2 protein-coding genes are annotated in these 1,950 nt (G+C 61.9%); one reads left to right on the top strand and one right to left on the bottom strand.

The window, feature by feature from the left end; all coding sequences use genetic code 11:
• Nucleotides 1-494: SDR family NAD(P)-dependent oxidoreductase (locus EOA29_RS34680; protein WP_127222272.1), on the top strand; the 494-nt coding region annotated here is incomplete at its 5' end.
• 214 nt (nt 495-708) lie between these two features.
• On the opposite strand, the gene EOA29_RS34675 is transcribed toward EOA29_RS34680, so the two are convergent.
• Nucleotides 709-1,947 carry a bifunctional diguanylate cyclase/phosphodiesterase gene (locus EOA29_RS34675; protein ID WP_245468697.1) on the bottom strand — a complete coding sequence of 413 codons (1,239 nt, stop codon included), beginning with the start codon at nt 1,945-1,947 and terminating at the stop codon, nt 709-711.
• Nucleotides 1,948-1,950 lie beyond the last annotated feature (3 nt).

The raw sequence follows: 1,950 nt of genomic DNA, 5'->3' as shown, positions 1-1,950 counted from the left end.
GCGTCATCCGAATGGCCAATGCGGTGCTGCGGACGATGCGCCGCCAAGGCAAGGGCAGGATCGTCAACTTGAGCTCGGTGCAGGGATTCATCCCGGCTCCCTATTTCGCGCTTTATTCGGCGACCAAACATGCCGTTGAAGGCTATTCCGAATCGCTCGATCACGAACTGCGACCGTTCGGAATTCGCGTCGCGTTGGTCGAGCCTGCCTATACCCGTACGTCGTTCGAAGACAATCTCGCCAGGCCGGACCACTTGCTTGAGATCTATGACGCCGCGCGCGCCGGCATGACTATAGCCGTGCGGAAGGCGATGGAAAAAGGCGATGCGCCCGAAGTGGTAGCCAAGGCCGTTTTGGCGGCTGCGACCGATCCCGCTCCGAAGAGGCGCTATGCGGCCGGAAAAATGGCGCGCCAGGTCAGTGTCCTGCGCCGTTTCGTCCCGGCATCCGCATTCGACAAGAGCCTGCGAAAGCAGCTAGGCCTGCCGGCCTGACGTCCAAGCCGGCGGGAGCTTTAGCCGGCGATGGATCGTCGAGGCGCTGCGGCACAGGGGCCGAGGCTTGCCGCGGTTGGAACGACGGCCTTTGAGCTGATGCAGACGCTCGCCCTTGGGGCGCGGCGCGACGAATTCAGGCGAGGCTCCTTAAGCCCTTGTTTGACGCATGTCATTCACCCAAAACCACCGCGCACCTTGGCGACATTCACGCTCAGGCAGCGCTGCCGGTACGGCGCAATGGGCGCGCCGCGGAATCAAAGGCGGCTTTGGCTTCGGCCGAGTTGTCGAAATGCCTTGGTTCGAAGGCAAGCGCATCCCGCATCGGAAGCGCCGCCGAGAAGAGAAAGCCCTGCGCAATCATGCAATCGAGCGACCGCAGGATCAGGCGATCGGCGTCGGTTTCCACTCCCTCCGCCATCACCTCTATTCCCAGCGTTCGCCCGAGATCGATGACCGCTTTGACGAGGGCCTGATCGTCCACGGACCTGGCGAGATCGCGAACGAAGTTCTTGTCGATCTTGATCTTATGGATGCGGCTGTCTTTCAGCGAAACCAGGGTCGAGAAGCCGGTGCCGAAATCATCCAGCACGATCGATATGCCCGCATCCGCCAGGCGCTCCAGCTTTTCATCAACCCTGTCGCGATCCACAGGCGCTTCTTCCGTGATCTCTATCTCGAGCATGGCCGCGGGGACATTCTTCGTCTTCAGGCTGTCCAATATCATGTCATCGACATTGCCTGCCTCGAGCTCGCGCGGCGACAGATTCATCGCGACCCGAAGATCCTGACGCCCATTTCTCACCAGCTCCTCGACCATGGAGCAGCAATTGAGGAATACCGTCTCCGTCAGCAGGGAAAGCAGACCGGTTTCACGCGCCGCGGTGACGATCTCGGGCGGGGGAATGGCCCCATGGACCGGGTGCTGCCACCGCAGCAGCGCTTCGAAGCCGACGACCGCATGGGTATCCAGCCGCACGATGGGCTGGAACCATGAGCAGAGAGCGCCTGCTTCGATCGCCCCGCGCAGATCGCGCTCGATGCAGTGCTTGCGTTCGAGCCCATGGTCGAGTTCGGCATCGAAGAGACAGTATTCGTTCCTGCCGCTGCGCTTGGCCGCGTAAAGCGCGAAATCCGCCCGCAGCAGCATCTCCGTCAATCGCGGTTTGTCCGACACATAGATACCGATCGACGCGCCGACGCGCACCGAATTCAACGCCGGATCCGGATTGGCGATGGCCGCGATGATCGAGGATGCAAGCCCGTCGGTCGAATGCGGAGACCGGTCGGCGGGAAAAAGCAGCACGAACTCGTCGCCGCCGATGCGCGCGATCGTTGCCCCTGTCGGCGCGTGCTTCTCTATCCTGCGCGCGACCCTGACCAGCAGGTCGTCCCCGACATTGTGACCATAGGTGTCGTTGACGGATTTGAAGCCGTCCAAGTCGATCAGCATGGC

The organism is Mesorhizobium sp. M1E.F.Ca.ET.063.01.1.1 (assembly GCF_003998155.1).
Classification (GTDB): Bacteria; Pseudomonadota; Alphaproteobacteria; order Rhizobiales; family Rhizobiaceae; genus Mesorhizobium.
Note: the sequence above shows the minus strand (reverse complement) of the source record. Positions and strands in the feature narration are given on the sequence as shown.